Annotated in this window: 19 protein-coding genes; 7 read left to right on the forward strand and 12 right to left on the reverse strand. The window is 60.2% G+C overall.

The window, feature by feature from the left end:
• Positions 1 to 152: 152 nt before the first annotated feature.
• The 6 genes from FFS64_RS13245 to FFS64_RS13270 form a co-directional block, all read right to left on the reverse strand.
• On the reverse strand, positions 153 to 1,895 hold the full coding sequence (locus FFS64_RS13245) for an ABC transporter substrate-binding protein (RefSeq protein WP_137805760.1): 1,743 nt from the start codon (positions 1,893 to 1,895) through the stop codon (positions 153 to 155).
• Positions 1,896 to 2,062: 167 nt separating this feature from the next.
• Positions 2,063 to 2,335, reverse strand: a complete 273-nt coding sequence (locus tag FFS64_RS13250; RefSeq protein ID WP_095192727.1) for a DUF2160 domain-containing protein — start codon at positions 2,333 to 2,335, stop codon at positions 2,063 to 2,065.
• Positions 2,336 to 2,345: 10 nt separating this feature from the next.
• The gene (locus FFS64_RS13255) at positions 2,346 to 3,146 is read right to left on the reverse strand and encodes a carbohydrate ABC transporter permease (RefSeq protein WP_095192728.1); all 801 of its coding nucleotides are present in this window, start codon (positions 3,144 to 3,146) and stop codon (positions 2,346 to 2,348) included.
• 10 nt (positions 3,147 to 3,156) lie between these two features.
• The gene (locus FFS64_RS13260; RefSeq protein ID WP_056854628.1) at positions 3,157 to 4,023 is read right to left on the reverse strand and encodes a carbohydrate ABC transporter permease; all 867 of its coding nucleotides are present in this window, start codon (positions 4,021 to 4,023) and stop codon (positions 3,157 to 3,159) included.
• Positions 4,020 to 5,135, reverse strand: coding sequence for an ABC transporter ATP-binding protein (locus FFS64_RS13265; RefSeq protein ID WP_137805761.1), 1,116 nt, complete (start codon positions 5,133 to 5,135; stop codon positions 4,020 to 4,022). Before FFS64_RS13265 ends, FFS64_RS13260 begins: the two co-directional genes overlap by 4 nt.
• A complete protein-coding gene (locus tag FFS64_RS13270) occupies positions 5,135 to 6,229 on the reverse strand; it encodes an ABC transporter ATP-binding protein (RefSeq protein WP_095192730.1) in 1,095 nt (364 codons plus the stop codon). Before FFS64_RS13270 ends, FFS64_RS13265 begins: the two co-directional genes overlap by 1 nt.
• Before the next feature lie 313 nt (positions 6,230 to 6,542).
• Between FFS64_RS13270 and FFS64_RS13275 the strand changes: the two genes are divergently transcribed.
• Entirely contained in the window at positions 6,543 to 8,378 is a 1,836-nt protein-coding gene (locus FFS64_RS13275) for a sigma-54-dependent Fis family transcriptional regulator (RefSeq protein ID WP_137805762.1), read from the forward strand.
• A gap of 168 nt (positions 8,379 to 8,546) precedes the next feature.
• Here the strand turns inward: FFS64_RS13275 and cysS are convergent, their stop codons facing one another.
• Positions 8,547 to 9,929: a cysteine--tRNA ligase gene (cysS, locus tag FFS64_RS13280; RefSeq protein WP_137805763.1), complete on the reverse strand. Its 1,383-nt coding sequence runs from the start codon at positions 9,927 to 9,929 to the stop codon at positions 8,547 to 8,549.
• A 15-nt stretch (positions 9,930 to 9,944) separates the two neighbouring features.
• Complete coding sequence (locus FFS64_RS13285) at positions 9,945 to 11,642, reverse strand: glutamine--tRNA ligase/YqeY domain fusion protein (RefSeq protein WP_137805764.1); 1,698 nt, start codon at positions 11,640 to 11,642, stop codon at positions 9,945 to 9,947.
• A 250-nt stretch (positions 11,643 to 11,892) separates the two neighbouring features.
• Between FFS64_RS13285 and FFS64_RS13290 the strand changes: the two genes are divergently transcribed.
• A complete protein-coding gene (locus FFS64_RS13290) occupies positions 11,893 to 12,396 on the forward strand; it encodes a peptidylprolyl isomerase (RefSeq protein ID WP_095192734.1) in 504 nt (167 codons plus the stop codon).
• Complete coding sequence (gene lpxH / locus FFS64_RS13295; RefSeq protein WP_137805765.1) at positions 12,393 to 13,145, forward strand: UDP-2,3-diacylglucosamine diphosphatase; 753 nt, start codon at positions 12,393 to 12,395, stop codon at positions 13,143 to 13,145. Before FFS64_RS13290 ends, lpxH begins: the two co-directional genes overlap by 4 nt.
• A gap of 78 nt (positions 13,146 to 13,223) precedes the next feature.
• Here lpxH and FFS64_RS13300 read toward each other — a convergent pair whose 3' ends face one another.
• The 3 genes from FFS64_RS13300 to FFS64_RS13310 all read right to left on the reverse strand — a co-directional run bounded on the left by FFS64_RS13300 (position 13,224) and on the right by FFS64_RS13310 (position 19,366).
• Entirely contained in the window at positions 13,224 to 16,898 is a 3,675-nt protein-coding gene (locus tag FFS64_RS13300; protein WP_137805778.1) for a translocation/assembly module TamB domain-containing protein, read from the reverse strand.
• Positions 16,899 to 16,909: 11 nt separating this feature from the next.
• A complete protein-coding gene (locus tag FFS64_RS13305; RefSeq protein ID WP_137805766.1) occupies positions 16,910 to 18,637 on the reverse strand; it encodes an autotransporter assembly complex family protein in 1,728 nt (575 codons plus the stop codon).
• Between the two features lie 78 nt (positions 18,638 to 18,715).
• A complete protein-coding gene (locus FFS64_RS13310; protein WP_137805767.1) occupies positions 18,716 to 19,366 on the reverse strand; it encodes an N-acetyltransferase in 651 nt (216 codons plus the stop codon).
• Between the two features lie 279 nt (positions 19,367 to 19,645).
• On the opposite strand from FFS64_RS13310, the gene xthA reads away from it, so the two are divergent.
• The gene (gene xthA, locus FFS64_RS13315; protein WP_137805768.1) at positions 19,646 to 20,458 is read left to right on the forward strand and encodes an exodeoxyribonuclease III; all 813 of its coding nucleotides are present in this window, start codon (positions 19,646 to 19,648) and stop codon (positions 20,456 to 20,458) included.
• A 128-nt stretch (positions 20,459 to 20,586) separates the two neighbouring features.
• Entirely contained in the window at positions 20,587 to 21,927 is a 1,341-nt protein-coding gene (locus FFS64_RS13320) for a substrate-binding domain-containing protein (RefSeq protein ID WP_137805769.1), read from the forward strand.
• 135 nt (positions 21,928 to 22,062) lie between these two features.
• On the opposite strand, the gene FFS64_RS13325 is transcribed toward FFS64_RS13320, so the two are convergent.
• Positions 22,063 to 23,292 carry an acyl-CoA dehydrogenase gene (locus FFS64_RS13325; RefSeq protein WP_137805779.1) on the reverse strand — a complete coding sequence of 410 codons (1,230 nt, stop codon included), beginning with the start codon at positions 23,290 to 23,292 and terminating at the stop codon, positions 22,063 to 22,065.
• Positions 23,293 to 23,466: 174 nt separating this feature from the next.
• Here FFS64_RS13325 and FFS64_RS13330 point away from each other — a divergent pair, with 174 nt between their 5' ends.
• Both FFS64_RS13330 and FFS64_RS13335 read left to right on the forward strand, forming a co-directional pair.
• Positions 23,467 to 24,396, forward strand: coding sequence for a LysR family transcriptional regulator (locus FFS64_RS13330; RefSeq protein ID WP_137805770.1), 930 nt, complete (start codon positions 23,467 to 23,469; stop codon positions 24,394 to 24,396).
• Positions 24,397 to 24,583: 187 nt separating this feature from the next.
• The gene (locus FFS64_RS13335) at positions 24,584 to 24,982 is read left to right on the forward strand and encodes a MerR family DNA-binding transcriptional regulator (RefSeq protein WP_137805771.1); all 399 of its coding nucleotides are present in this window, start codon (positions 24,584 to 24,586) and stop codon (positions 24,980 to 24,982) included.
• Positions 24,983 to 25,144 lie beyond the last annotated feature (162 nt).

Consider the following 25,144-nt stretch of genomic DNA (forward strand, 5'->3'; position numbering starts at 1 on the left):
GCCCCTTCGCGAGCAGGCTCGCTCCCACAGTGGTTCTCCTGTGTACACAAGATCTGTGAACACCCGCGATCACCTGCTCGCGAAGGGGCCTCATCAGGCACCAACAAAAACGGCACCTCCCGGTGCCGTTCGCCTTTCACAACTCCAATGCTTTACTTGCGCGCCGCCTCCCACGATTTCAGCAGTTCGGCGTAGCTCACGGTCTCGCCTTTAGGTTTCTCGTTCGCCAGTTTCGGTTTCGGGGCGCCCGGTTGGTCGAACCAGTATTGCGCGTCGCGCTCGGGGTTCATTTTCGGGGCGCAGGTGGCTTGGGCTTTCGAACGCTCAAGACGGGTCATGATCGCGTCCTGATCCTTGGCCAGGCCGTCGAGTGCCTGTTGCGGGGTTTTCTCGCCGCTGGCGGCTTCGGCGATGTGGCTCCACCACAACTGCGCGAGGCGAGGATAATCAGGCACGTTGGTCCCGGTCGGGGTCCATTGCACGCGGGCCGGGCTGCGGTAGAACTCCACCAGGCCACCGAGTTTCGGCGCCAGGTCGGTCATGGCCTGCGAGTTGATGTCCGATTCGCGGATCGGGGTCAGGCCGACGATGGTTTTCTTCAGCGAGACGGTTTTCGAGGTCACGAACTGTGCGTACAGCCAGGCTGCCAGTTTTTGTTTCTCAGGCGTGGACTTCATGAACGTCCAGGAACCGGCGTCCTGATAACCGAGCTTCATGCCCTCTTCCCAGTACGGTCCTTTCGGCGACGGCGCCATGCGCCATTTCGGCGTACCATCGGCATTCATCACCGGCAGGCCAGGCTTGGTCATGTCGGCGGTAAACGCGGTGTACCAGAAGATCTGTTGGGCGATGTTGCCCTGGGACGGCACCGGGCCGGATTCGGAGAAGGTCATGCCCGCCGCTTCCGGTGGCGCGTACTTCTTCATCCAGTCGACGTATTTGGTGGTGGCGAACACCGCTGCCGGGCCGTTGGTATCACCGCCACGGGTTACGCTGGAACCGACCGGATGGCAGTCCTCGACACGAATGCCCCACTCGTCCACCGGTAAACCGTTGGGGATGCCTTTGTCACCGGCACCGGCCATGGAGAACCAGGCATCGGTGAAGCGCCAGCCCAGGGATGGGTCTTTCTTGCCGTAGTCCATGTGCCCGTAGACACGCTTGCCGTCGATTTCCTTGACGTCTTCACTGAAGAACTTGGCGATGTCTTCATAGGCCGACCAGTTCACCGGTACGCCCAGCTCGTAGCCGTACTTCTCCTTGAATTTGGCTTTCAGGTCCGCGCGTTCGAACCAGTCGGCGCGGAACCAGTACAGGTTGGCGAACTGTTGGTCGGGCAGTTGATAGATCTTGCCGTCCGGCGCGGTAGTGAACGAGATGCCGATGAAGTCCTTGATGTCCAGGGTCGGCGAGGTGAAGTTCTTGCCCTCGTTGGCCATCAGGTCGGTGATCGATTCGGTCTTGCCGTAGCGAAAGTGCGTGCCGATCAGGTCCGAGTCGTTGACCCAACCGTCATAGATGTTTTTGTCCGACTGCATCTGGGTCTGCAACTTCTCCACCACGTCGCCTTCCTGCAGCAGGTCGTGGGTCAGCTTGATCCCGGTGATTTCGCTGAACGCCTTGGCCAGCACCTTGGACTCGTACTCGTGGGTGGCGATGGTTTCCGACACCACCTTGATGCTCATCCCGCGAAACGGCTCCGCTGCCTTGATGAACCACTTCAGCTCTTCGAGCTGTTGTTCGGCCGTCAGGGTGGACGGTTTGAATTCACTGCCGATCCATTTCTTCGCGGCGTCTTCGTAGGCATCGGCCCAGGCCGAAGCGCTCAAACCGCTGAGTGCCAGCATGGCTGCCAATGAAATGCTATGTCGCAGCTTATTGTTTTTATCCAACATAAGACCTCCTTATAGGGTTTCGGAGCAGGCTCTGTACGAGAGCTGCCTGCGCGTCGATCATGCTGCGTTAAAAACTGGCTCGGTATGCTCATTGACTGACGTCAACTCCGCTACCTCGCCTGTTTTTGCCTTGCCTGATCGCCGCTCGGCGAGCTCTCGTACAGACCCTATCCCCATCGCATCACAGCCAACAGCCACACCAGGGACAACGCGAACGCTATCCAGATGCTCCAGTCGGTCACGCCGATTACCAGCAGGTGCAGGTAGGCGCTGCCGAGAAGACCGATAAACAAGCGATCGCCACGGGTGGTGGCAATCGGTAAAAAGCCTCGCCGAAGAATGCTCGGCGAACGCAACTCCCAGGTCGTCATGCCCACCAGGATCAAACCAATAACGCTGAAAAATGCCGCCGTCGGGACGGTCCAGCTCATCCATTCCATCATCGATTCCTCATACCCGGCCCAGGGCAAAGCCCTTGGCCACGTGGTTGCGAACAAACCAGATCACCAGCATGCCCGGCAGAATGGTCAGCACCCCCGCCGCTGCCAGCACGCCCCAGTCGATACCGGACGCCGAGACAGTACGGGTCATGACCGCCGCGATGGGTTTGGCGTTCACCGAGGTGAGGGTGCGCGCCAGCAGCAGTTCGACCCAGGAAAACATGAAGCAGAAAAACGCCGTCACACCGATGCCGGAGCCGATCAGCGGGATGAAGATCTTCACGAAGAACTTGGGGAAACTGTAGCCGTCGATGTAGGCGGTTTCGTCGATTTCCTTGGGCACACTGGACATGAAGCCTTCGAGAATCCATACCGCCAGCGGCACGTTGAACAAACAGTGGGCCAGCGCCACGGCGATGTGGGTATCGAACAACCCGATCGACGAATACAGCTGAAAGAACGGCAGCAAAAACACCGCCGGTGGCGCCATGCGGTTGGTCAGCAGCCAGAAGAACAGGTGTTTGTCGCCGAGGAAGCGGTAACGCGAGAACGCATAAGCCGCCGGCAGCGCCACGCTCAGCGAGATCACCGTGTTCAGGCTTACGTAATACAACGAGTTGAGGTAACCGGTGTACCAGGCCGGATCAGTGAAAATCACCTTGTAGTTGTGGAAGGTGAAATCCTGGGGAAACAGCGTCAAACCGCCGAGGATTTCGGTGTTGCTCTTGAAGGACATGTTCAGCAGCCAGTAGATCGGCACCAGCAGGAACAGGATGTAGATCAGCAGCGGAATCAGTTTTCTTTTGCTCATGGCGCGGGCCTCAACGGTTGGCGTCAGAGTGAGTCATGGCGGTGTAGAACAGCCAGGACACCAACAGGATAATCAGGAAGTACACCAGCGAAAACGCCGCGGCCGGGCCGAGGTCGAACTGGCCGATCGCCATTTGCGTCAGGGTCTGGCTGAGGAAGGTCGTGGCATTGCCCGGTCCGCCGCCGGTCAGCACGAACGGCTCGGTGTAGATCATGAAGCTGTCCATGAAACGCAGCATCACCGCGATCAGCAACACGCTCTTGAGCTTGGGCAACTGGATGTGCCGGAACACCGCCCAGGCCGAGGCCCGGTCAATCCGTGCTGCCTGGTAGTACACGTCCGGGATCGCCCGCAGGCCGGAGAAGCACAACAGCGCCACCAACGACGTCCAGTGCCAGACGTCCATCACCAGCACAGTGACCCAGGCATCCATGGTGTTCGCCGCGTAGTTGTAGCTGATGCCCATAGCGTTGAGACTGGAACCGAGCAGGCCGATGTCGGCCCGGCCGAAGATCTGCCAGATGGTGCCGACCACGTTCCACGGGATCAGCAGCGGAATCGCCAGAATGATCAGCACCACCGATGACCAGCGGCCCTTGGTCGGCATGGTCAGGGCTATCGCGATCCCCAGTGGGATTTCGATCAGCAGCACGCAAGCCGAATAGATGAACTGGCGCAGCAACGAGTCGTGCAGACGCGGATCGAGCAGCACCTGCTTGTACCAGTCGGCCCCCACGAAATAGCGGCTGGATTGGTCGAAGATGTCCTGCACCGAGTAGTTGACCACGGTCATCATCGGGATCACGGCACTGAACGCCACCAGCAAAAACACCGGCAGCACCAGCCACCAGGCCTTGTTGTTCTGCACCTTGTTCATGGCTGCGCCTCACTGGTGGATTGTGCTTCGAGGAGGAATTCGTCGGCGTAGACCATCAGCCATTGCGCCGGAAAACTGATGTAGGCCGTGCCTTCGGGCACCGGCTTGTCTTCGGCCAGACGCACTTTCAACGGCACGCCGTCGAGGTTCAGGGTCATGATCTTGTAGGTGCCGAGGTCTTCGACGTGTACGACTTGTGCCCGCAGCGCGTCATCAAACGGCTCATCCCACACGTGGACAAACTCTGGCCGAATGCCGACCTTCAGGGTTTGCCAGGAGGACTCGGCGATGCGCTTTTGCATGGCTTCGGACAGCGGTAAATGGGTCGAGGCGAAACCGACACCACCCGTTTGCGGCTGCACCTCGATCAGGTTCATGCCGGGGCTGCCGATGAAATAACCGACAAAGGTATGACTCGGCCGCTCGAACAGTTCCCGTGGCGTGCCGAACTGCACGATCTGGCCGCCGTACATCACGGCGATCTTGTCGGCGAAGGTCGAAGCCTCCAGCTGATCATGGGTGACGTAGACCATGGTGATGTTGAACTGCTCGTGGATCTGCTTGAGCTTGCGCCGCAGCTTCCACTTCAGGTGCGGGTCGATCACCGTCAGCGGTTCATCGAACAGGATCGCCGACACGTCATCGCGCACCAGCCCACGGCCCATGGAGACTTTCTGTTTTTCGTCGGCGGTGAGGTTGCGGGCCTTTTTGCTCAGCAAGTTCTGAAGGTCGAGGACTTCGGCGATTTCCTGCACCTTGGTGTGAATTTTCGCCTCGGCCATGCCCTGGTTACGCAGGGGGAAGGCCAGGTTGTCGAACACCGTCATGGTGTCGTAAACCACCGGAAACTGGAAAACCTGGGCGATGTTGCGTTTTTCCGGGGTCAGGTTGTTGACCGCTTTACCGTCGAACAGCACATGGCCCTGGGACGGGCTGAGCAATCCGGAAATGATATTGAGCAAGGTCGACTTGCCGCAGCCCGACGGGCCGAGCAAGGCATAGGCGCCACCCTGCTCCCAGATATGGTCCATTTCGCGGATGGCGTAATCCTCGGGACCGCTCGGCGTGCTGGTGTAGCTGTGGGCGAGGTTCTGCAAACGGATTTCGGCCATCAGGCAACCCTCGCGACACGCCGGCCCGGCGCCTGAACCAGCCGCCCCTGCGTATCGAACACAAACAGTTTATGGGTCGGGATGTAGATGCGTATCGGCGCATCGACGTCGTATTCGTGAACGCCAGGCAGGTGCAGCACCAGCAGGAAATGCTCGTTGCGCACGTGCAGGAAGGTTTCCGAACCGCTGATTTCCGCGACTTCGACGGTCACCGCCAGTTCGAGGTCATCGTCGTTGCTCGGCACCAGCGAGATATGGCTGGGGCGCACGCCGAAGCGGAACTCGCCCTCGCCCACCGGGCGCAAATCGACGTTCAACGGAAAGTGCACGAAATTGGCGAAGCTCACTTCGTTACCGGCAATGCGACCCGGCATCAGGTTGATCGGCGGCTCGGAAAACAGCTCGGCCGCCAGCACGGTCTGCGGCTGGTGATAGACCTCGGACGACTTGCCGCTCTGAACCACCCGGCCTTCGTGAAGAATGGTCGTGGTGCCACCCAGCGCCAGGGCTTCGTTGGGCTCGGTGGTGGCATAGATGGCGATGGTGTGGTGCGCCTTGAACAGCTCGCGCATTTCCTGGCGCAGCTCTTCGCGCAACTTGTAGTCGAGGTTGACCAGCGGCTCGTCGAACAGGATCAGTTCGGCATCCTTGACCAGTGCCCGGGCCATGGCCGTGCGCTGCTGCTGACCACCGGAAAGTTCGAGAGGATAGCGCTTGAGGAATTTCTCGATGCGCAGCATCTTCGCGGTTTCCAGCACTTTGCTCTGGATCAGCTCATTGGACACACCGGCCTGGCGCAAGGGCGAGGCGATGTTCTCGAAGACGGTCATGGTCGGGTAATTGATGAATTGTTGATACACCATCGACACGTTGCGCAAGCGCACCGGACGCTGGGTGACATCGACGCCATTCATCAGGATGCGACCGCTGTCAGGCTTGTCCAGCCCGGCCATCAGGCGCATGAGACTGGTTTTACCGGACAGCGTGCGCCCGAGCAAAACGTTGAAGGATCCGGGTTCGAAACGCAGGCACGCATCGTCAATCCAGGTCTGGCCCTCGACGGTGCGGCTGACATGCTCCAGGGTTAATGACATGGCTCGGCCTTTTTTGTTTTTGGAGTCAAGCGACCGGAGCTACATAGCGACATTTGTGCCAGAAATCGCAAGCGATTGATCTGATTAGGAAAACAAGAAATTCAGATAGAAATGCCGTTCGATGCTGAACACAAATGAACAACTGTGACTGAACAACTGAACACTTCAACGATTGACAATGAACATTAGTGAACAACACTCTACAGATCGTTTTCGGGTCCTTGTAGGAGCGAGCAAGCTCGCTCCTACAGGGTGCCGCGTGAAATCGAAGTAACCAAAACAACAATAAGAGCTGGTTCAGAGAGCAACTGCCATGGCCGCACCTGCCCCCGCGTTATCCCACGACGCCATCATCCAGGACTCCTGGAAACGTTGCCGCGCGTTCGGCCTCAACCATCAAAGCACCCCGGCATTCGATCAGTTGCCCGCCGAAGGCATCGCGCAGTTGCTGGAAAGCCAGCATTCATTGGTGCAGACCACCCATCAGGAAGTGCTGCCGTATTACGAGAACATCCTGAGCAATTCCAATTGCCTGATCATGCTCGCCGACAATCAGGGTCAGGTGCTGACGTCCTGGGGCACCCAACGCTTTATCGAGCCGAGCCTGACCCGTGGCTTCAGTGCCGGCGCCAGCTGGATGGAGCGTTGCAGCGGGACCAACGCCATCGGCACCGCACTGGCCTGCGAGCAGGCGGTGCACATCGAACACGATGAACACTTTCTCAAAGCCAACCGCTTCATGACCGGCTCGGCCGCGCCGATTTTCGACGCCGAGCGCAAGGTCATCGCGGTGCTGGATGTATCCAGCGACAGCTACCTGCCGCCGTCCCACACCCTGGGCATGGTCAAGATGATGAGTCAGACCGTGGAAAACCGGCTGATCCTCAACCTGTTCCACGGCCAGCATTTTCAGCTGACCTTCAACACCGGCCTGAACAACCTCGACAGCCAGTGGGCCGGGTTGCTGATCTTCGACGAGAGTGGCCAGGTGCTGTCCGCCAATCGTCGCGCCGACAATCTGCTGGGTGTGCGTTTGTCGCGGGTCAGTGTCGAGAGCCTGTTCAAGGTTTCGTTGCTGGAACTGCTGAATCAACCCGAAGGCCTGCCCTTCTCGCTCCAGGCCTCCGGGCGCAATCGCTTCCAGTGCCTGCTGAAACGGCCGAAGCAGGCACCGATCCAGGCTCGGGTATTCAGTGAGCCCACCGTCACGGCACCGGCCACCATCAGTCTCAACACCCTGCACTTCGGCGACAGCCGCGTGGAAAAAGCCGTGCGCCAGGCCGAGCGTCTGCTGGAAAAAGACATTCCGCTGTTGATCCACGGTGAAACCGGCGTCGGCAAGGAAGTCTTCGTCAAGGCGTTGCATCAGGCCAGTTCCCGCAGCAAACAGCCGTTCATTGCCGTCAACTGTGCGGCGATCCCCGCCGAACTGGTGGAATCCGAGTTGTTCGGCTATGAAAAAGGCGCGTTCACCGGCGCCAACCAGAAAGGCAGCATCGGCCTGATCCGCAAGGCGGACAAAGGCACCCTGTTCCTCGACGAAATCGGCGACATGCCACTACCGACCCAGGCCCGGTTGCTTCGCGTGTTACAGGAGCGTTGCGTGCAACCGGTGGGCAGCAGTGAGTTGTTCCCGGTGGACATTCGCATCATTTCGGCGACCAACCGTTCGTTGCGCGAACAGGTGCAGTTGGGGCGCTTCCGCGAGGATCTGTATTACCGCATTGGCGGCCTGACCCTGGAATTACCGCCACTGCGCGAGCGCAGCGACAAACAGGCACTGTTCAAGCGTTTGTGGGAGCAACACCGCGAACCAAGCCAGTGGGCCGGTTTGAGCCGTGAGGTATTGGAGTTGTTCGATCGTCATCCTTGGCCGGGGAATTTGCGCCAGGTCAGCAGCGTGATGCAGGTGGCACTGGCCATGGCCGAGGAACAACCGGTGCGGCTGGAGCATTTGCCGGATGATTTTTTTGTCGACCTGGAGATGGAACCGGTGGAGACGCCGGAGTCGCTGGTGGTGGATCTGGATGATGCCGAGGATTTGAATCGGCAGTTGCAGGCAGTTGGAGGGAACATATCCCATCTGGCGCGGCGGCTCGGAGTTAGCCGCAATACCCTTTACAAACGACTTCGCCAATCAGACAGCTGACTGCTGCGCAGTCAATCGCGGGCAAGCCACGCTCCCACAGGGATTGCGCAATACCTGTGGGAGCGTGGCTTGCCCGCGATGGCGTCAACTCAGACATTACTGGACTCTTGCCCAGCCCAAAAACAAAAACCCGCACAAGGCGGGTTTTGTTTGTAGCGAATACAGCAATCAGTCAGCCAGACGCCAGGTCGTGCCGCCCTTGCCGTCTTCCAGCACCACGCCCATGGCGGTGAGCTGGTCGCGGATGCGGTCGGATTCGGCCCAGTCTTTAGCGGCACGGGCCGCCAGGCGCGCAGCGATCAGCGCTTCGACTTCGGCTGCATCCACCCGCCCTTCGGCGCCGGCCTGCAGGAAGTCATCGGCTTCGAGCTGCAACACGCCCAGCACGCTGGCCAATTCCTTCAAGCGCGCCGCCAGACCGGCTGCCGCATCAAGATCGCTCTCGCGCAGGCGGTTGATCTCGCGCACCATCTCGAACAGCACCGCGCAGGCTTCCGGCGTGCCGAAGTCGTCGTTCATCACCTGGGTGAAACGCTCGACGAACGCTTCTCCGCCCGCCGGCGCCACGCTCGGCAGGCCTTTCAACGCGTGGTAGAAACGCTCCAGGGCGCCTTTGGCGTCCTTGAGGTTGTCTTCCGAGTAGTTGATGGCGCTGCGGTAGTGGCTCGACACCAGCAGGTAACGCACGACTTCCGGGTGGTACTTGTCGAGCACGTCGCGGATGGTGAAGAAGTTGTTCAAGGACTTGGACATCTTCTCGCCATTGATCCGGATCATGCCGCAATGCATCCACGCGTTGGCGTAGGTCTTGCCGGTGGCCGCTTCGCTCTGGGCGATTTCGTTTTCGTGGTGCGGGAATTCGAGGTCGCTGCCGCCGCCATGAATATCGAACGTCTCGCCAAGGCAGCAGGTCGACATCACCGAGCACTCGATGTGCCAGCCCGGACGCCCGGCGCCCCACGGCGATTCCCAGCTCGGCTCGCCCGGTTTGGCGGCTTTCCACAGCACGAAGTCCAGCGGGTCCTGTTTCGACTCGTCGACTTCGATGCGCGCGCCGATGCGCAGGTCTTCGATCTTTTTGCGCGACAGCTTGCCGTAGCCCATGAACTTGCCGACGCGGTAGTAGACGTCGCCGTTGCCCGGGGCGTAGGCGTAACCCTTGTCGATCAGGGTCTGGATCATCGCGTGCATGCCGGGGATGTGATCCGTGGCACGCGGCTCCATGTCCGGCTTCTTGATGTTCAGGCGCGCTTCGTCTTCGTGCATCGCCGCGATCATGCGCTCGGTCAAGGCTTCGAACGACTCGCCGTTCTCGTTGGCCCGATTGATGATCTTGTCGTCGATGTCGGTGATATTGCGCACGTAGGTCAGGTCGTAACCGCTGAACCGCAACCAGCGGGTCACCAGGTCGAACGCAACCATGCTGCGGCCGTGGCCCAGGTGGCAGTAGTCGTACACGGTCATGCCGCACACGTACATGCGCACCTTGTTGCCATCGAGCGGCTTGAAGACTTCTTTGCTCTTGGTGAGCGTGTTGTAGATCGTTAGCACGTTAAATCCTTTGAATCACTGGCCCCACGAATCACGCAGGGTCACGGTACGGTTGAATACCGGCTGACCGGGTTTCGAGTCCTTGATATCCGCGACGAAGTAACCTTCGCGCTCGAACTGGAAACGGTCTTCCGGCTGTGCGTTGCCCAGCGAGGGTTCGGCACGACAACCGGTGAGTACCTGCAGTGAATCAGGGTTGATGTTGTCCAGGAAGCTGGCGCTGTCTTCGGCCTTCTCCGGGTTCGGAGAACGGAACAGCCGGTCGTACAGACGCACTTCGCACTCGACGCTGGCGGCGGCCGGCACCCAGTGGATCACGCCCTTGACCTTGCGGCCTTCAGGGTTCTTGCCCAGGGTGTCCGGGTCGTAGGAGCAACGCAGCTCGACGATATTACCGTCGGCGTCCTTGATCGCTTCGTCGGCGCGGATCACGTAGCTGCCGCGCAGGCGCACTTCGCCGGCCGGTTCCAGGCGCTTGTAGCCCTTCGGCGGCTCTTCCATGAAGTCTTCACGGTCGATGTAGATCTCACGGGCGAATGGCAGCGTACGCACGCCCATGTCTTCTTTCGGGTGGCATGGCAGTTCGAGGTTCTCGACCTGGCCTTCCGGGTAGTTGGTGATCACGACTTTCAGCGGGCGCAACACGCACATGGCACGCGGGGCGCTGTGGTCGAGGTCGTCGCGGATGCTGAATTCGAGCATGCCGAAGTCGACCACGCCGTCGGAACGGTTAGTACCGATCATTTCGCAGAAGTTGCGGATCGATTTCGGCGTGTAGCCACGGCGGCGGAAGCCCGACAGCGTGGACATGCGCGGGTCATCCCAACCGTTGACGTGGCCCTCGTCCACCAGCTGCTTGAGCTTGCGCTTGCTGGTGATGGTGTAGTTCAGGTTCAGGCGGCTGAACTCGTACTGACGCGGATGCGCCGGCACGGGCAGGCTGTCGAGGAACCAGTCGTACAGCGGACGGTGGCTTTCGAACTCCAGGGTGCAGATCGAGTGGGTGATGCCTTCGATGGCGTCCGACTGACCGTGGGTGAAGTCGTAGTTGGGGTAGATGCACCACTTGTCGCCGGTCTGGTGGTGGTGAGCGTGACGGATGCGATACATGATCGGATCGCGCAGGTTCATGTTCGGCGACGCCATGTCGATCTTGGCCCGCAGCACACGTGCGCCGTCCGGGAATTCACCGGCGCGCATACGGGCGAACCAGTCGAGGTTTTCTTCCACGGAACGATCACGGAACGGGCTGTTCTTGCCCGGTTCGGTCAGGCTGCCACGGTATTCCTTGGCTTGCTCAGGGGTCAGGTCGTCGACATAGGCCTTGCCGGCCTTGATCAGCTCGACGGCCCAGTCGTGCAGCTGGTCGAAGTACTGCGAGGCATAGCGCACTTCGCCGGCCCACTCGAAGCCCAGCCATTTGACATCACTTTCGATCGCGTCGATGTATTCCTGGTCTTCCTTGGCCGGGTTGGTGTCGTCGAAGCGCAGGTGGGTGACGCCGCCGAACTCCTGGGCCAGGCCGAAGTTCACGCAGATCGACTTGGCGTGGCCGATGTGCAGGTAGCCGTTGGGCTCAGGCGGGAAACGGGTGACGATCTGCGTGTGCTTGCCCGAGTCCAGGTCTGCCTGGATGATCGGCCGCAGGAAGTTGACCGGCACGGCAGGGCCGGTCTTGGAGTTCGAGGTAGGGTCGACAGTGGGCTTGCTCATAGGATCCTTGGACGTACAAGTGCGTGGCCGGGAGTAAGGGCCTGACAAAACAAAGCCGCTATCATAGCCGATGCCGTCAAGCAGCTGACAGAGCAGGCCGGAAAACCGCTGCATTTAATCGGATGTAAACGAAAAACAGCCTCGAAATTCGCGTGCGTCGCGCTAAACTGCGCTCCTTGGTCGAAGCCGGCCAACAAGGTTGCGGGCCTTGCTGCCCCGAAACCCACGAATTCCTTAAAGAGTAGCCAACATGACCCAAGTCAAATTGACCACCAACTTCGGCGACATCGTCCTCGAACTGAACGCTGAAAAGGCACCAATCACCGTTGCCAACTTCGTCGAATACGTCAAAGCCGGTCACTACGAAAACACCGTTTTCCACCGTGTCATCGGTAACTTCATGATCCAGGGCGGCGGTTTCGAGCCAGGCATGAAAGAAAAGAAAGACAAGCGTCCAAGCATCCAGAACGAAGCTGACAACGGTCTTTCCAACGACAAGTACACCGTCGCCATGGCCCGCACCATGGAGCCGCATTCGGCTTCCGCCCAGTTTTTCATCAACGTGGCTGACAACAGCTTCCTGAACCACAGCGGCAAGAACGTTCAGGGCTGGGGCTACGCGGTATTCGGCAAAGTGACCGCCGGCACCGACGTTGTCGACAAGATCAAAGGCGTGGCCACCACTTCCAAGTCCGGCCACCAGGACGTACCAGCAGACGACGTGATCATCGAGAAAGCCGAGATCATTGAGTGATATTGCTGATTTCAGACTTGCATCTGGAAGAGGAGCGCCCGGACATTACCCGGGCGTTTCTGGATTTGCTCGCCGGACGCGCCCGCTCGGCGAGTGCGTTGTACATTTTGGGCGACTTTTTCGAGGCGTGGATTGGCGACGACGCCATGACCCCCTTTCAGCGCTCCATCTGCCAGGCCCTGCGCGATTTGAGCGACAGCGGCACGGCCATTTTTCTGATGCACGGCAATCGCGATTTCATGCTTGGCCAGGCCTTTTGCAAACAGGCCGGCTGCACCTTGCTGAAAGACCCGAGTGTCGTGCAGCTCAACGGCGAGCCGGTGCTGCTGATGCACGGCGACAGCCTTTGCACCCGCGACGAAGCCTATATGAAGCTGCGTCGCTACCTGCGTAACCCCATCACCCTGTTCATCCTGCGGCACCTGCCTTTGGGCACCCGGCATAAACTGGCGCGCAAGCTGCGCAGCGAAAGCCGGGCGCAGACACGGATGAAGGCCAATGACATCGTCGATGTCACGCCCGAAGAAATTCCGCGGATCATGCAGCAATACGGGGTGAAAACCCTGATTCATGGTCACACTCACCGCCCGGCCATCCACAAGTTGCAGCTCGGCAATCAGGCGGCCCGGCGCATTGTGCTGGGAGATTGGGATCGTCAGGGCTGGGCGTTACAGGTCGATGAGCAGGGGTTTGCGTTGGCGCCGTTTGATTTCATCCCGCCGCCGCAACTTGCAGCCCCCGCCAACTGACCGCCAAACACAGACAAAACCTGTACAAGCGAGCCTGCTCGCGAAGGGAGCGACTCAGTTTATGAAAGAAAACGGACTCTAGAAATCCCGCTTGTAGAAGATGTCCAGCGAACTGGCCACGCCGCCCGCCGCTTCGAGGTAGACCTTTTTGCTCAGCTTGTAGCGCAAGGCGATGGTATTGGCCGGTTCGAACACGCCGACGCCATAGCGCAGGCTGAGCTTTTCGGAGAGGTTGCCGCTGGCGACCACGCTGGTGGTGTTGCCGCTGCCCTGGGTATCGAGCTGGAAATCCTCGATGCCCAGGTTCTTCGCCAGGCCGTCGGTCACCCCGGAGCTGCCCATCAGCCCCAACCCGAGCGCCGCTTGGGCGAGCATGTTGTTGTCCTCGCCGCTGGTACTCAGCGGACGCCCCAGCACCAGGTACGACAGCGCCTGCTCCTGGCTCATGGCCGGCTCGGAGAAGATTTGCGTGGTCGGCTGCTCGGCACTGCCGCTCAAGCGAATGCCGGCGATGACATCATCGGTCTGGCGGATCGCCTCGATATCGAGATACGGCTGGTCGATGGGACCGGCAAACAGCAGACGCGCGCGGCGCACCGTCAGGCGCTGGCCGTAGGCACGATAACGTCCATCGTTGAGCCAAAGCTCGCCACGGGTATCCAGGTTGTCACCGATGTGCACATGACCTTGCAGGTTCGCCGTAAGGCCGAAACCGGCAAAGCTCAGTTTTTCCTCTCCGACCACCACATCGATGTCCATGACCGTGGCCATCGGTGGTTTGCCCTCTTCAGTCTGCTGGCCGACGATCACCGTGTCATCGGAGACCTTGACCGTCGACGGCGGCAACTCGCGAATGGTGATATCGCCTTTGGGCACCCGCACTTTGCCGGCGACCGCGAGCTTGTCGTCCTTGATCGAGATGTTCAGGTCCGGCGCCACTTCAAGCTTGGCGTAGGGTTCGACGGTGACCGGCAATTGCGAGCCCTTGAGTGCCAGGTCCACCACCAGTGCCTGGCCCCAGGCGATGTTGCCGTTAAGGCTACCCTGCCCGGTCTTGCCACTTTTCCAGCCGCCGTCGAGCTGCACGGCTTCACCGGCGATCACCGCCCGCAGCTGCAAAGCCTCGATCTCCATCGGCAACTCCGGCCCGGACAACTCGCCATCGCTGAGCAGCAGATTGCCGTTGACCTGCGGTGCCAGCAGCGTGCCTGCAATGGTGCCGCTGCCGTTCAAGCGCCCGGTCAGTTTCTCGACCATGGGCACGAACGGACGCGCCACCGACAGGTCCAGGCCGCTCAAGCGGAAGGAACCGCTCACGGGTTTGTTGTTCGCCAGCGGGTTGATCTGCGCCTGCACCATCAGCTCACCGAGCTTGCCGCCGACGAAGCTCAGATCGGTATCGATGCGCTTGGGCGTGAGTGTGCTGGTGAGTTTCAGGGTCTGGTACGGGAAGTCCAGCCACTGGTCCTTCTCCTTGACCCGCAACGTGCCGCCACTGGCGTCGATGCTGATCTGGCCGTTCGGGCCGCTGGCCGGAACATCCAATTGCACGTCAGCGTTGAGTCGGCCCTGCCAGGCAAAATCCTTCGGCAACCACTGTGCGAGGCTATCGATGGGAAATTGCTTGAGGTGATAACGCAGCTTCGGTTCAGGCATCAAGCGCTGATCCTCACCGCAAAGACTGGCCGGCCCGGACATCCAGCAATGGGCGCCGAAGTTGATCTTGCCGTCGGCCAGGCGTTCCAGCTTCGCCGGGCCTTGCAGTTTCCAGTCCTGGCCACCGGCCTGAATATCCCCGCTGGCCAGGCGTCCGCGCCAATTGCCCTTGTCCAGCGCGCCGTCCAGCCCGAGGGCGAGTTTCAGCTTCGGCCCTTGCAGGTCGAGGTTCAGCTTCTGGTTCTTGATGTCGCCCTGGCCGCTGGCGGTCAAGGTGCCGAGTGAGGTATCGCCGGTCTGGATGCCGCTGCCCTTGAGGTCGATTTTCGCCCGTTGTGCACTGTCGAGAGTGGCGTCCAGGTTCAGGCTTTGCAGGCGATGATCGGCGAATGCCAATTGCGTAGCTTGCAGCCCGAGCTTGCCTTGTGGGGCCTTGAGCGTGCCGGCGACATCGACACGGCCATTGATCTGGCCACGCAATTGCGGCCACAGTTGTGCCAAGCGCGGCAACTTGATGTCGATCTGCCCGGTGAGTTTCTGTTGCAGGCTGCCCTTACCGTTGATGCTGTTATCACCGAGGCGAATCTGCAGCGCGTTCAGATTCCATTGCTCGCCGCTGCCATCGGCCTTGGCTTGCAATACGGCCGGTTGGCCACGCAGTTTGCCCTTCAGATCGAGATCGGCGTTGAGGCTGAGCTTTTCATTCTTCATTTCGCCTTTGCTGCGCAACGGTCCGGCGAGGGTGCCCGGCAGTTCCGCGACCCAGTACGCCGGGTTGATCGCCGAAAGATCCAGCGCGGTGTCCCAGGCAATGCCATCGGCGAATTGCAGGTTCAGGTGCCCTTCGGCCTTGCCCTGCCCGGCGGTCAATTGAATCTGTTGCAGATAGATTTTCGTCAGGTCGCCAGCGAACGGGCTGGTCAGGCTGAATGCACCGGCCGGGCCATCCAGCGCGGCATCGAAGTGGCCGAGGTATTTGCCATCGGTGTAGGAGACTTCGCCTTTGAAAGTGCGCAAGGCCACTTCCGGTTCGTCAATCAGCGGATACAGACGGTGCCACGGAAAATCCAGCCAATCGACTTTCGCTTCGGCACTCAAGCCGTTGCTCCAGTCCAGTTGCCCGGTGAGCTTGAGGCTTTGCTTGTCGCTGGCCGTCAAATCCAGCGCGGCGATCTGCGCGCCGTTGGCGTCGACCTTACCTTGCAACAGCAGCGCCACCGGGCCTTGTTCGGCAGGCAACGTGGCTTTACCGAGCAACTGATAACCGTTTTTCAGATCGCCAGCGCCGCTGACCTCAAGCTGATTGAGTAACAGCGTGTTCGGCAAGTCGGCACTGGCCTTGAAACCGTCGGCGGTGATACGCACTTTGGCTGGCAGGTTCTCCACCAGCGGTTGCAGTTCGCCGCTCAGTTGTCCGTTCAGATAGCCGCTGCTGTCGGCTTTCAGGTTCAGGGTTTTGAGCAAGTCGCCATCGACCTTCAGGGCCAGCGCCCACGGTTCAGTACCCGGCGCCGGCAGGGTCAATTTGCCTTCAGCCTTGAGCGGCCAGTTGCCGGTCGGTTGCAGCAAACCGGACAGATTCAGGCTCAGCTCATCGCGCTGCAATTGCACCGAATCGATCTGCAAGCCGTTGACCGTCCAGTGCGCCGCCAATTGCAGACCTTTGAGCTGTTCGCTGCCATTGAACAGCAGGCTGCCGACCTGAATGTCCCCCAATTCGAGCGCCACGGGCAGCTGCAAATCCGGAAGACTGATCGGTCCGCTGCTCTCTTCCTGCGCACCAGGCGGGAATTGCAGGCTGACCTGATCGGCCTTCAACTGCTCGATACACAAGGTCATGCGCGTCAGGCACAACGGCGACCAGGCAAAAATGACTTTATTGAGTTCGACCTGGCTGGTGTCTTGCTGCCACAGAACACGGTCGGCGCTCCACTGTCCGCCCAAGCGACCCTGGAAATTATCCAGGCTCAGCCCCGGTACAAACCCCAGCGCCCAGCGACTGCCCGTCGCCGTACCCAGCACCGTGGTCAGCGTCAAAACCACCAACAGCAGCAGCGCCGTGATCGCCAGCAGCGTTACTTTCAAGCCACGCTTCACAAAAACAGGCTTCACAACTCAGGCCCCATGGAAAAGTGCAGTCGAATGCCACCATCGTCGTCCATCGCATGGGCCAGGTCGAGGCGGATCGGCCCCACCGGCGAGACCCAGCGCACGCCGATACCGACCCCGGTCTTGAGGTTCGGCAGTTCGAGGGTATTGAAGGCGTTGCCCTGGTCGATAAAGGTCGCAACCCGCCATTTTTCAGCAACAGAGTACTGATACTCGGCACTGGCGGTGACCATGTAACGGCCGCCGATGCGATCGCCCTGGTTGTTTTCCGGGGACAGGCTCTGGTAGTCGTAACCACGCACGCTCTGGTCGCCACCGGCAAAGAACCGCAGCGAAGGAGGTATCGATTTATAGCCGTTGGTGGCGCTGCCGCCGACCTGTACCCGACCGAGTAAACGGTGCTTGTCGAACACCGTGGTCAGGCCTTTGACCAGCGCCGTGCCGTACAGCAAGTTGTTGTCCGAACCCAAGCCTTCCTTGGCCACTTTGGTTTCGAATTCCAGGCGATAACCGTTGTGCGGATCGATGCGGTTGTCGCTTTTGAGGTACGAATAGCTCACGCCGGGCATCAGCAAGGTGCTGAGCCCGGAGTCGTCACCCAGCCGGTATTCCTCGCGTTGCCACTTGAGCGACACCACCCGCTGCCAACCGCTGGGTAACTTGCTGTGCCATTCCGGGCCCAGCGTCAGCAACTTGCTGAGGCTGTCCTTGTCGGCGATTTCTTCATTCTGATAACCACCGGCGAAGCGCAGTTTGTCGGTCAGCGGTGGGTCCAGCGGGATGTCGTAGAACACCCCGACGTTTTGCCGCGGCGCCGAGATTTCGGTCTCCCAGCCATAGCTGTGGCCCTGTGGATTGACCCAGTGGCGGGTCCAGTTGGCCTTGACCCGGGGGCCGACGTCGGTGGAATAGCCAAGGCCAAGGCCCATGGTTCGCGGCTTGCGGGTTTCCAGTTTGACGTCCACCGGGATCACATCCTCCTTGGATGCCGTCGGAGCCGCATCGACCCGCACGCCTTCGAAGTAACCACTCGATTGCAGCGCCTGGTTGAGTTCGGCGATCAGTTCGGAGTCATAGGGCGTGCCAGCCTTGAACGGCACCATGCGTTGCAGCAGATCCTCGTCGAACGGCGTGTCGCCCTCGAAGCTGACCTTGCCCAGGGAATAACGCGGGCCGCTGTCGTAAATCAGTTCGATATCGGCCACACCGGCCCGCGGATCGACCGACAGCTTCGAACGGGTAAAACGGCCGCTGAAAAAACCGTAGCGCGAGGCCTGGTTCTGGATCAGGCGCTTGGCGTCGTCGTACTGGCCATGGTTAAGCACTGCACCGGTTTGCAGCGCATGGCTCTTGGGCACACGAAAGGCTTTGAGGGACGCCGCCGGGCCGTCGACGCGGATGGTGACGTTGCGCAAATGCACCGGCTCACCGGGCTCGATGTTGAGTATCAGACGCGGCGTCTTGCCGCCCTTCACATCGCTGTCGATCTGCGGCTGGTAATAACCCAGGGCCTGGGCAGCCTTGCGCGCCTGCTCCTCAGCGCCACGACTGAAGCGCAACAAGGCTTCTTCGTCACGATCGCCGAGACTGCCGATATAGCCCTCTATATTGGCTTTCAGTGCATCGTTGGACGGGTTGATCCGCACATCCAATTCACTTTGGGCCAGTGCCGCGCAGCTGCTGATCAGCATGAGCACGCCACTGGTTATTCTTCCTGGAAACTTCATAGGCGCGGATGCTATCACGTGCGGGTTCGTAAACAGTGGGAGCGTGATAGAGCCTGGCGCGTCTGTAAAGTTCGCCGTTCAAGCCGTGGCGGTTTGTACCACCTGAGGGTTGGCGTGGAAAAACACATGCTCGCGTACCGGCCCTACGGCCACTTCGCCGATTTCCTCATAGCCCTGCCGCTTGTAGAAATCCAGGTAACGCGGATCCCCGGTATCGAGCATCACCCCTTGGGAACTTTCATCCACCGCGCACCAGTTGTGCACCGCTTGCAGCAACTGCTCGCCGAAGTGTTTGCCTTGGAATTGCGGATGAATGCCCAGCAACGGCAGGACATGCACCGAGTCCGACGGCGCACAGGCCGCGACCGCATCGTGATACTCAAGGTAGCGGCGGGTGCAGCGAAAGCCGGTGCTGAGTACCATCCGCAGGCGCCAGGCCCAGCTTTCGGTGATGCCCAGCCGACGTTGCGGCGGCGCGATCAGAGCGATGCCGATCAAGCGGTCATTGACCAGTAGGCCAATGGCCGGTAAGTCCTGCAGGAAGTGCTGCTGGACCAGTTCCCGTACGGTGGCGCGCACCCGCTGTTCGTACCCGGGGCGCTCCGACTCGAACAGGTAACTGAAGGTCGGCTCGTGCCGGTAAGCCTGGTACAACAACGAACGCGCTTCGCGGGAATAGCCGCTGTCGAGCATGTGGATATCGGCGATGGCGGTGGAGGTTTCGGGCATGACGGTTGATCTCCCCGGCGCGGCGCGGGTGGCTGCGCTCTTATTCGTACGAGCCTATGGGTGATGACACAGTTCCCCCACAGGTATAGACCAGAGTGAATCGCTGTGGGAGCGGTAGAGGGTTCAGGCTGGCTGCACCGGCCTCATCGCGGCGATCCGACTTGCCCGCGAAGAGGCCCGCACTGCCAACAAAGATCTGACAGAACACATTGAATCCCCCAACACTGGCTCCATTGCACCATGTCAGCTAGCATCGCCCTTTTGCCAGGACTGCCGACCATGAAGATTGTCTCCTTCAACATCAACGGGCTGCGCGCCCGTCCCCATCAGCTGGCGGCGCTGATTGAAAAGCACCAGCCCGATGTGATCGGCTTGCAGGAAACCAAGGTCCACGATGACCAGTTTCCGCTCGAAGAAATCAAGGCCCTGGGCTATCACGTGTATTTCCACGGGCAAAAGGGGCACTACGGCGTGGCCCTGCTCTCGCGTCAGGAGCCACTGGCCCTGCACAAAGGTTTCGCCACCGATGAAGAAGACGCGCAGCGGCGCTTCATCTGGGGCACATTCGCCGACGCCAATGGTGTGCCGGTGACCATCATGAACGGCTACTTCCCACAAGGTGAAAGCCGCGACCACCCGACCAAATTCCCGGCCAAGCAACGTTTCTACAGCGATTTGCAGCAACTGCTGGAAAGCCAGTTCAAGAACGAGCAGCCGCTGGTAGTCATGGGCGATGTGAACATTTCCCCGGAAGACTGCGACATCGGGATCGGTCCGGACAACATGAAGCGCTGGCTGAAAACCGGCAAATGCAGCTTCCTGCCGGAAGAGCGCGAGTGGATGGCCCGCTTGAAAAACTGGGGCCTGGTGGACAGCTTCCGTCACCTCAACCCGGATGTGGCCGATCGTTTCAGCTGGTTCGACTACCGCAGCCGCGGTTTTGAAGACGAGCCCAAGCGCGGCCTGCGCATCGACTTGATCCTGGCGTCCCACGGCTTGCTGCCGCGGGTCAAGGATGCGGGCGTGGATTACGAGCTGCGCGGCATGGAGAAACCCTCGGATCATGCGCCGATCTGGCTTGAATTGAGCTGATCTCAAGCACAGCGCAATTCCCCCCCTGTGGGAGCGAGCCGGCTCGCTCCCACAGGGGAAAGCGTCATATTTCGGAAACCTTACTGACTTAATCTCCCGACACCTCTTTCGCTATGTAAGGTGCCGGCATGACGCTGCGCGTGTTGTTCCTGTTGATGCTGTGCAGCTGGCTGCCATTGACGGCCTCGGCCAGCGATTTACCGACGCCCGAACAAGGCCCGGTGCTGCGCATCCAGGGTTCCAACACCATCGGCGCGGCATTGGGCCCGGCGTTGGTCGAAGGCTTGATGCGCCAACAGGGCCTTGTCAAAGTACATGCCGAGGCCCCTGACAAGGCCAATGAACTGCGGATCGTCGGTGAAACCGCACTGGGACGCCGGGTCGAGGTAGAGCTCACGGCCCACGGTTCCAGCACCGGCTTCAGCGCGCTGAAAACCGGCAGCGCCGATCTGGCGGCCTCATCACGTCCGATCAAGGATCGCGAGGTGACCGACCTCCAGTCACTGGGTGATCTGAAAAGCCCTGGTGCCGAACAGGTCATCGCCATCGACGGCCTGGCGATCATCCTTCACCCGCAGAATCCGCTGAACCAACTCGACACCGTGCAACTGGCGCGCATTTTCAGTGGCGAAGTCAAAACCTGGGAAGATCTCGGCGGCAGCGGCGGGACGATTCATCTATATGCGCGGGATGATCAGTCCGGCACGTACGACACCTTCAAGGAACTGGTCCTCAGTGGCCACGGAAAAACCCTCGGCGGCAGCGCGAAACGCTTTGAATCCAGCGAACAATTGTCCGACGCGGTCAGCCTCGACCCGCAAGGCATAGGCTTTATTGGACTGCCTTACGTGCGCAATGCCAAAGCCGTAGCGATTGTCGATGGTCAATCCCAGGCCATGCTGCCGCAGGGCAGCCTGATTGCCACCGAAGACTATCCGCTGTCCCGCCGCTTGTTCTTTTACCTGCCGCCAAACGGGAAAAATCCCTGGGCCGAGGCGCTGGTGGCCTTTGCCCAAAGCAGCCAGGGCCAGGCGATTGTTGCCGCCAACGGTTTCATCGCCCAGACCGTGCAAGCCATGGCCGTCACCCCCAATGCGCTGATGCCCGAGGGCTATCAGGAACTCAGCCGCCACGCCCAACGACTGAGCGTCAACTTTCGCTTCGAAGAAGGCAGCGCCAGCCTCGACAACAAGGCCCGGCAGGACCTGTCACGGGTACTCGACTATATAAAGCAGCATGACAAAACCGATCGGCAAGTCACGCTGGTGGGTTTTGGCGATGCCAAGAGCGACCCGGCGCGTGCCGACCTGTTGTCGAAACTGCGGGCCATGACGGTACGGCGGGAACTGGTGAAAAGCGGCGTGGTGCTGCGCGAAATTCGCGGCTTCGGTGCCGAAATGCCGGTGGCGGCCAACAGCGCGGATGAAGGACGGATCAAGAATCGGCGGGTTGAGGTTTGGGTTTATTGAATCAGGTGTTTCTGTGTTGAATGGGCCTATGCCATCGCGGGCAAGTCGGATCGCCGCACCGCCGCTCCCACAGGGATCACACTCAACCTGTGGGAGCGGCGATCCGACTTGCCCGCGATGAACGATAACGCGGACTTACTGCCCGCTACGCAGCATCTCTTTCGGTACGTACTTGCCGATTTCGAACTTGCCGATCGCCGCGCGGTGCACTTCATCCGGGCCGTCGGCCAGGCGCAGGGTGCGCTGCATCGCGTACATATAGGCCAACGGGAAATCGTTCGACACCCCTGCCCCGCCATGGATCTGGATCGCCCGGTCGATCACCCGCAAGGCCACGTTCGGCGCCACCACTTTGATCTGCGCGATTTCGCTCTTCGCCACTTTGTTGCCGACGGTGTCCATCATGTACGCCGCTTTCAACGTCAACAGGCGGGCCATGTCGATTTCCATCCGCGAGTCGGCGATCTTGTCGATGTTGCCGCCCAGGCGCGCCAGAGGCTTGCCGAACGCGGTGCGGTTCACCGAGCGTTTGCACATCAGCTCCAGCGCGCGCTCAGCCATGCCGATCGAGCGCATGCAGTGGTGAATCCGGCCTGGGCCGAGACGACCTTGAGCAATCTCGAAGCCGCGTCCTTCGCCCAGCAGGACGTTTTCGTACGGCACCCGTACGTTTTCAAACAGCACTTCGGCGTGACCGTGGGGTGCATCGTCATAACCGAACACCGGCAGCGGACGCACGATCTTCACGCCGGGGGTATCGACCGGCACCAGAATCATCGAGTGTTGCGCGTGGCGTGGCGCGTCGGGATTGCTCAGGCCCATGAAGACCAGGATCTTGCAACGCGGGTCACAGGCGCCGGAAGTCCACCATTTCTTGCCGTTGATGACCCACTCATCGCCATCACGCACCGCGCGGGCCGCCATGTTGGTGGCATCGGAGGACGCAACGTCCGGCTCGGTCATGGCGAACGCCGAGCGGATCTCGCCGCGCAGCAGCGGCTCCAGCCAACGTTGTTTCTGTTCTTCGTTGGCGTAACGCACCAGCACTTCCATGTTGCCGGTGTCCGGCGCCGAGCAGTTGAACGGCTCCGGCCCCAGCAGCGAGCGGCCCATGATTTCCGCCAGCGGCGCGTATTCAAGGTTGGTCAGGCCGGCGCCGAGTTCGGACTCAGGCAGAAACAAATTCCACAAGCCTTCGGCCTTGGCCTTGAGTTTGAGTTCTTCCATGATCGCGGTCGGCTGCCAGCGATCGCCTTCGGCAACCTGGCGCTCGAACACGGCTTCGGCGGGATAGACGTAGGTGTCCATGAACGCGGTCACGCGCTCACGCAGTTCTTGCACCTTGGGCGAATAAGCGAAATCCATGGGCAGCTCTACCTTTTCGAGGGTTTCAGAGGAGTTGTTCAAGACATGCGATCGATGCTAGAACAGCTACGAAAATTTACCTAGCCTATTTTCGGCGTGTATTAACATTCATCACCGATATATGATCGACTGATAGCCAAGGCTACCCGTCCACACAATAAGAGAGCCGCGTAAATGAATCTGAGCAAGGTCGACCTCAACCTTTTCATCGTCTTCGACGCGATCTACACCGAAGCCAACCTGACCCGCGCCGGGCAGATTGTCGGCATTACCCAACCCGCGGTGTCGAACGCACTGGCCCGCCTGCGCGAGACCTTCAACGATCCGCTGTTCGTCCGCACCGCCCAGGGCATGGTGCCCACGCCGATGGCGCAGAACATCATCGGCCCCGTGCGTAACGCCCTTTCGCTGCTGCGGGTATCGGTCCAGGAAAGCCGCATTTTCAACCCGCTGCAGGCGGTGAAGACGTACCGCATCAGCATGACCGACCTGACCGAAGCGGTGATCCTGCCGCCGCTGTTCCAGCGCCTGCGCCGCCTCGCACCGACGGTGATCATCGAGAGTTTCCTGTCCAAGCGCCGTGAGACCACCAAGGAGCTGGCGGCCGGTCGCCTCGATTTCGCCGTGGACGCACCGCTCAACACCGACCCCCAGGTGCGCCACGTCAAGTTGATGGAAGACCGCTACGTCTGTGCGATGCGCAAAGGGCACCCGCTGGCGGCCAAAGAGAAATTCACCCTGGACGATTACCTGGGCCTGACCCACATCCATATTTCCAGTCGTCGCAGCGGTTTGGGTCATGTCGACCTGGCCTTGGGCAAGATGGGCATCCAGCGCAAGATCGCCCTGCGCTCCCAGCATTACCTGATGGCCTCGCAAGTGTTGCAGCAGACCGACATGGTCATGACCGTGCCGGAACGCTTCGCCCGCCGTAACGATCTGCACGCCTTCAGCCTGCCGGTCAACGATGTGCCGCCGGTGGAAACCCACCTCTACTGGCACGAAAGCACCGACCAGGACCCGGCCAACCGCTGGATGCGCGAACAGATGATCGAGCTGTGCCAGCAGGTGACGGCGCATGAGAAGAAGCTGGAGAAGATATAAGGCTTTACACCGAGTTATCGTTCTTCGCGCCCGCTCCCACAGTTTCAGCGTGATCCCTGTGGGAGCGGCGGTGCGGCGATCCGACTTGCCCGCTAAGAGGCCATTGATGACACCGAGAAACCCTGCCCCTTGACGTAAACGTCAACCTGCCATTAGCTTAGCGCCATGACCTTTTGCGAGCGCTTCCATGAGCAGCCAGACCTACAGCATTTCCGACCTCGCCCGCGAGCTCGACATCACCACCCGGGCTATTCGTTTCTATGAAGAGCAAGGCCTGCTCAGCCCCGAACGCCGTGGTCAGGAACGCATCTATTCGCCCCGTGACAAAGTCAGCCTGAAGCTGATCCTGAGGGGCAAACGCATCGGTTTTTCCCTGGCCGAATGCCGCGAATTGATCGAACTCTACGACCCGTCCAGCGGTAACACCAAGCAACTGCACAGCATGCTGGCCAAGATCAGCGAGCGTCGGGAACAGCTGGAACAGCAGCTGCTGGACATCGAACAGATGAAACTGGAGCTTGATACCGCTGAAGAGCGCTGTGTGCAGGCGCTGGAGCAAACCCTCAAGAATCAACAGGCCGTGTAGGAGCGAGCTCTGCTCGCGATGGTCGTCAACGATGACGCGGGTTGTCTGGATGAACGCGTCGCCGGGACGTTTTTCGCGAGCATGCTCGCTTCTACAGGGCCTTCAACCAATACAGGTCGAACCCCATGTCCCTCCCACCCCATGTACGCCTTGTCGAAGTCG

This window comes from Pseudomonas sp. G(2018) (genome assembly GCF_005502415.1).
Classification (GTDB): domain Bacteria; phylum Pseudomonadota; class Gammaproteobacteria; order Pseudomonadales; family Pseudomonadaceae; genus Aquipseudomonas.